4 protein-coding genes and 1 pseudogene are annotated in these 5,977 nt (G+C 60.4%); 1 reads left to right on the forward strand and 4 read right to left on the reverse strand.

Annotation, left to right across the window (positions count from 1 at the left end):
* Window positions 1-185: 185 nt before the first annotated feature.
* From AWB81_RS47760 to paoA, 4 genes and pseudogenes are all read right to left on the reverse strand, one after another.
* Window positions 186-428: pseudogene (locus AWB81_RS47760) on the reverse strand (cupin domain-containing protein); the annotation flags it as partial.
* A gap of 157 nt (window positions 429-585) precedes the next feature.
* On the reverse strand, window positions 586-2,784 hold the full coding sequence (gene paoC / locus AWB81_RS39715; protein WP_062643769.1) for an aldehyde oxidoreductase molybdenum-binding subunit PaoC: 2,199 nt from the start codon (window positions 2,782-2,784) through the stop codon (window positions 586-588).
* A complete protein-coding gene (locus tag AWB81_RS39720; RefSeq protein WP_062643771.1) occupies window positions 2,781-3,740 on the reverse strand; it encodes an FAD binding domain-containing protein in 960 nt (319 codons plus the stop codon). The genes paoC and AWB81_RS39720 overlap by 4 nt, the downstream gene beginning before the upstream one ends.
* Entirely contained in the window at window positions 3,737-4,480 is a 744-nt protein-coding gene (gene paoA / locus AWB81_RS39725) for an aldehyde dehydrogenase iron-sulfur subunit PaoA (RefSeq protein ID WP_268811801.1), read from the reverse strand. The genes AWB81_RS39720 and paoA overlap by 4 nt, the downstream gene beginning before the upstream one ends.
* 173 nt (window positions 4,481-4,653) lie before the next feature.
* Here paoA and AWB81_RS39730 point away from each other — a divergent pair, with 173 nt between their 5' ends.
* Entirely contained in the window at window positions 4,654-5,865 is a 1,212-nt protein-coding gene (locus tag AWB81_RS39730; RefSeq protein ID WP_062643775.1) for an MFS transporter, read from the forward strand.
* Window positions 5,866-5,977: the final 112 nt, after the last annotated feature.

The following is a 5,977-nucleotide window of genomic DNA, read 5'->3' on the forward strand; positions in this document are numbered from 1 at the left end:
CTTTGCAGCGCAGCTTCCGCACCGCTGAGAAGGCCGTTAACACCTGGTGCGATCAGGTCAAAATCGCCGCGTAGAAACTTGACTCGACTGCTACAAGATCAATTCAGTCAAGGAATCTAGTTCGACATTAACGACGGATTCGGGACATCGTGGCCGACCGCTTCGACCCGGACGTGCGTCTGGGCGACACCATCGACACTAATTTCGATACGCGGCTCGCCCTCGCATTGCGTCCACCCGCATCCGGCTGTCACCAAGAGCGTCTGACCGAGCGGGTGCGTATGCCACGCGGTACGCGCGCCGGGCTCGGAGGTCACACTCGCGCACGACACGTGTGGAGCGTTGAGCGGATCGATCCGCACAGTACCTGTGAACCATTCCTCCGGTCCTTTGATCGACGGCTCTGAGCCAGCGCGTTTAAGTTGCATATTTTTCTTCCAAAAAAGAGGTCCGCTTACCCCTTCGATGGGACGCCCGGCCGACGGCTTGCGGGCTGCGCCGGTGCGGAGCTAGACACCGCCGGTAGCGTGCAACGCAAGAAACAACAGATCGCGGCGATCGGTCGTCTAGCGCTGCGCGACGCACTCACGCGATTCCCATCAGGATTTTGTCGAGCGTAATTGGATAATCGCGCACGCGTACACCGGTAGCGTTGTAAAGCGCATTGGCGATCGCTGCGCCCACGCCGCAGATGCCGAGCTCGCCCACGCCTTTCGCCTTCATCGGCGAGGAGGTCGGGTCTGCTTCGTCAAGAAACACCACTTCCTGATGCGGAATGTCGGCATGGACAGGCACCTCATAAGCAGCCAAATCGTGATTGATGAACATGCCGTAGCGCTTGTCGACCACGAGGTCTTCCATGAGCGCTGCGCCTACGCCCATCGTCATCGCACCGATAACCTGACTTCTGGCGGCCTTAGGATTAAGGATTCTGCCCGCTGCGCAGACGGCGAGCATGCGACGCACGCGGATCTCGGCAGTCGCCGCGTCGACGCCGACTTCGACGAAGTGCGCACCGAAAGTCGATTGTTGATAGCGCTTTGCCAGATCGCCGTATTCCATGGTGTCTTCGACGACGATTTCGCCGGAAGATGCTGCTTCGGCAAGCCGCACATTGCGCCCGCCCGAGCGTACGCGCTCATCCGCAAAAACGACATCCGTACCGTGCATTTCAAGCTTGTTGGCCACTGCATTACGTAGCTTCATGCAGGCAGCATAAACGCCGGCGGTTGAGCTGTTTCCACCCCACTGGCCACCCGAGCCGGAGGAAACGGGAAACGTCGAGTCGCCGAGACGTACAGAAATCTTGTCGAGTGGTAGACCCATCATCTCGGCTGCGGTCTGCGCAATGATGGTGTATGTCCCTGTGCCGATGTCGGTCATGTCGGTCTCGACCGTCACGAACCCTCGCCGATCCAGCCTCACTCGTGCACCCGACTTCATCGAAATATTGTTTCTGAACGCCGAGGCGGTGCCCATGCCGACCAGCCAGCGGCCGTCGCGTACTTGCCCTGGACGGGCGTTACGCTTCTGCCAGCCAAACTTTTTGGCCCCCACGCGGAAGCACTCGATGAGCTGACGCTGCGAGAAGGGCCGTTCGGGCTGTTCCGGATCGACCTGGGTGTCGTTGATTCTGCGGAACTCAATCGGGTCGATCTTAAGTTGTTCCGCCATCTCGTCCATTGCGACTTCAAGGGCCATCATGCCCGGCGCTTCGCCAGGCGCACGCATCGCGTTACCCTCGGGCAAATGCAAAGTAGCAAGACGCATTGCCGTCATGCGGTTCGCGCCCGCATAAATGAGGCGCGTCTGACCGACGGCGGTCTCGGGCTGCCCATTTGGCTGGTCACCGGACCAGCTTTCATGCGCGATGGCCGTGATTTTTCCGTTCGCGTCTGCGCCGATGCGGATGCGCTGGATGGTCGCCGGTCGATGCGTCGTGTTGTTAAACATGAGCGGGCGCGTGAGCGCGACCTTCACAGCACGGCCCGCGGCTTTTGCGCCAAGCGCGGCCAACAGCGCGTCGCTGCGCACGAAGAGCTTGCCGCCAAATCCTCCGCCAATGTAAGGCGAAATCAAGCGCACGTTCTCGCGGGGAATGCCAAGCGTCTTGGCGACGTCGCCTGCTCCCCATGCAATCATCTGGTTTGAAGTCCACAGCGTCAGTTTGTCGCCGGTCCATGCCGCGATAGACGCGTGCGGTTCCATCATTGCGTGGCTTTGATCGGGCGTGGTGTACGTCGCATCAAGGCGCATTGGAGCCAGGGAGAATGCGCCATCGAAATCACCCGTGCGCGTCGCCGGTTCGCCCCAGTAACCGCTCCCCGCCATGCCGGCCGTGTCTTTCGCTGCGGCAAGGTCGTAGCTTCCGTCCTCGGCGACATAGTCGATACGAATCTTCTGCGCCGCGTCGCGCGCCTGTTCAAAAGTGTTGGCCACGACCAGCGCCACGGCCTGGTGATAGTGGTCAATTTGCGGGCCGCCCAACAGCTTGACCGTATTGAAGTCGCCCTTCGTCAAATTACCGGCACTTCCGGCCGTGACGATCGCAACCACTCCTGGTGCCGCCTTCGCGGCCGTGAGATTCATCGACGTGATGCGTCCGCGCGCGATTGCGGCACCCACAACAAAGCCATAGGCAGGATCGCGGGTCGAGTCGTGCCATTCGTATGCATAGGTCGCGGTGCCTGTCACTTTGTGACGTCCGTCGATGCGGTCCGTCGCATGACCGATGTGTTTTAGGCGGTCGATCGGATTCTTGGTGGCGGGGGTATCGAACTTCATTGGCTCACCTCCTTCGCTTCGGTCAGTACCGCGTCGAGCGTGCGCTCTGCCAGCGTTACCTTGTACCCGTTATCGCATGTCGGCTTGGCATCCGCCATGAGACGCGACATCACCGCGCGCGCGCCATTCGGAAGTTCGGCTTCAGCCGCTTCGATGCGCCAGGGCATCGGCGCCACGCCGCCTAGCGCAACGCGGCCCGTGCCATCTTTGCGCACGATTGCGGCGACCGATACCAGCGCAAATGCATACGACGCGCGGTCACGAACCTTGTGATAAATGTGCGTGCCTCCAATGGGCTTCGGCAGCGTGACACTTGTGATCAGTTCTGCCGGTTCCAGCGCGTTCTCCAGATGCGGCGTCTTGCCTGGAAGCCGGTAGAAATCGGCGATGGGTATGTTTCTCACCGTACCATCCGCGCGAACGGTGTTGATGGTCGCGTCAAGCGCTCGCAATGCAACGGCCATGTCGCCGGGATAGGTGGCGATACAGGCATTACTGCCACCGATCACGGCCAAGGACCGGCTGCTTCCTTGAAGCGCCGAACAGCCGCTGCCGGGCACGCGCTTATTGCACGGGAGGTTGGTGTCGTAGAAGTAAGGGCAACGCGTGCGTTGAAGCAGATTGCCCGCGGTCGTCGCCTTGTTTCTCAGTTGACCAGACGCACCGGCGAGTAATGCCCGCGAGAGCAAGGGATAGTTGCGGCGCGCTGTCTGATTCGCCGCAAGATCCGTGTTGCGCACAAGCGCGCCGACTTGCAGTCCGCCATCGGGCGTCGTCTCGATCCGATCGAAGCCAAGCCCGTTGATATCAATCAAATGAACCGGCGTCTCGATCTGCAACTTCATCAGATCAAGCAGGTTCGTTCCGCCAGCAATGAACTTCGCGCCCGGCGTCTGCTGGGCAGCAGTTGCGGCGGCGGCAGGCGTCGAGGGACGCTCGTAGGTGAACGGTTTCATGCCCGACCTCCCGCGACCTCGGTCATCGCCTCGGCGATGTTGGAGTAGGCTCCGCAGCGACAAATGTTGCCACTCATGCGTTCGCGCACTTCCATGTTGGTCGGACGGGGAGGAGCCAGCAAGTCCGTACTGACGTGGCTGGGGACACCGGCCTTGATCTCATCGAGCACGGCGACGGCGGAGCAGATCTGCCCGGGCGTACAGTAGCCGCACTGAAAGCCGTCGTGCTTGACGAACGCCGCCTGCATCGGATGCAGGTTCGCCGGCGTGCCGAGGCCTTCAATGGTGACGACCTGGCTGCCCTGATGCATCACAGCAAGCGTCAGACACGAGTTGATGCGCCGTCCGTCGACGATCACGGTGCAGGCGCCGCATTGCCCATGATCGCAGCCCTTTTTGGTGCCAGTTAGATGCAGCTGTTCACGCAGCGCGTCGAGCAGCGTCGTGCGGGTGTCCAGCGAAAGTTCGCGCGGCACGCCGTTTACATACAGCGCGACCTTCGATGCTGGCACGGTGGCGGCACCCGGCGGAGGTGCTTCGGCGGACATGCCGGAAATCGACACCGAACCGCCGGCGATTGTGGCAGCGCCCATTCCCGCCAGTTTTAGAAGATTTCGCCGAGTGATATTCAGATTGTCGTCCCCGGCGTTGCAATTGGCGGCGACGCCGTCAACGTGCTTGCTACTAGCGTTCATATTTTTCGCTCCTAGAAACGCGCGCACGGCGGCGAGCGTGCTCAAGGCTCCAACTATAAGGGCGCTAAGCCGGCCGATTCATGATCCGCATTCATAAGCGCGATGAGTCTTCATGGGTTAATCCCATTGACAGCCTGCTGTAAATTAGCGCCTTGGTCGAGCCTTTTGCTTCGCAAAGGCGCCGCTCTCGCCGCATCTAAGCATTAATTTTCTTTCCAATGACCCGATCCACCCTATCGAACAAACAGGTATGGGGCGCTGTGCTTTCCATGTCGCTCTGTGCCTTCGCCCTCGTCGCATCAGAGTTCTTGCCCGTCAGCCTTCTGACGCCCATCGCACATGAGCTTTCCCTAAGCGAAGGGCAGGCGGGGCAGGCGATTTCTGTGTCGGGATTTTTTGCGGTTCTGACGAGCCTTTCTGTGTCAACGTTGACGCGACGTTTTGACCGAAAGAAGGTGATTCTCTCGCTGACAGCGCTGATGGTAGCCTCGGGCGTTCTCGTGGCCGTGGCGCCCACTTACACTGTCTTGATGCTTGGGCGCGCACTCCTCGGTGTCTCAATTGGCGGATGCTGGTCGATGTCCACGGCCGTGATGATGCGCATCGCACCCGATGCTTTCGTGCCGCGTGCGATCGCGGTGGTGCAGGGCGGCAGTGCGCTTGCGACGGCAGTCGCCGCACCCGCGGGAAGTTTCCTTGGCTCGATCATTGGATGGCGAGGCGCCTTTTTCTGCGTCGTGCCCCTTGCCGCCATTGCGCTTATCTGGCAGGCGCTCACCTTGCCGAAACTACCCGTGCAGAGCCAAGCGCAGACTAGGCGCGGCGTATTTCGAATAATCAGCGACCGTCAGGTCTTATGTGGGGTCGTCGCTGTCGCTCTGTTGTTTATGGGGCAATTCGCGCTGTTCACCTACTTGCGTCCCTTTCTTGAGACGGTGACGAAGGTGGACGTGTCAATTCTGTCTTTCATGCTGCTCGTGATCGGCGCCGCAGGGTTGGGCGGCACAGTTTTCGTCGGCTCGATAATCAAACGGAATCTGCATGGCGTGTTGATCACGATTCCCTTGCTTATGAGCGGCATTGCCGTCGCGCTAATGTTTTTTGGCGAATCGGTTGCGACGACCGCGGTATTGCTGGCCGCGTGGGGTTTGATCGCTACCTCAGCACCCGTCGGTTGGTTCACGTGGCTATCTGAAACGCTCCCCGGCGATGCAGAAGCCGGCGGGGGCCTGATGGTGGCGGTTATTCAGCTTGCTATCACGCTCGGCGCGACGCTCGGCGGTCTGCTTTTCGACAGCAGCGGATATCGCGCGACGTTTGGTCTCTCAGCCGGGCTGCTTCTGGCCGGTGCGGTGCTGGCGGCGGTCGCATCGCGCGTTCGATGCGAAACCGTCGATAGGACGGCGTCACGCGCTGCAGGGCAAGTTTAAGCTAGTCGGACCTGCAAAATTGGGTTTTGTTCGTGGACGCCTCGGGGCGTTCATCAGGTGGCCTTGTACTTTTCGAACTCAGGCAGTTGTAGGAGGTGCGAGCAAGGTTCCT

The organism is Caballeronia arationis (assembly GCF_001544975.2).
GTDB classification, from domain to species: Bacteria; Pseudomonadota; Gammaproteobacteria; order Burkholderiales; family Burkholderiaceae; genus Caballeronia; species Caballeronia arationis.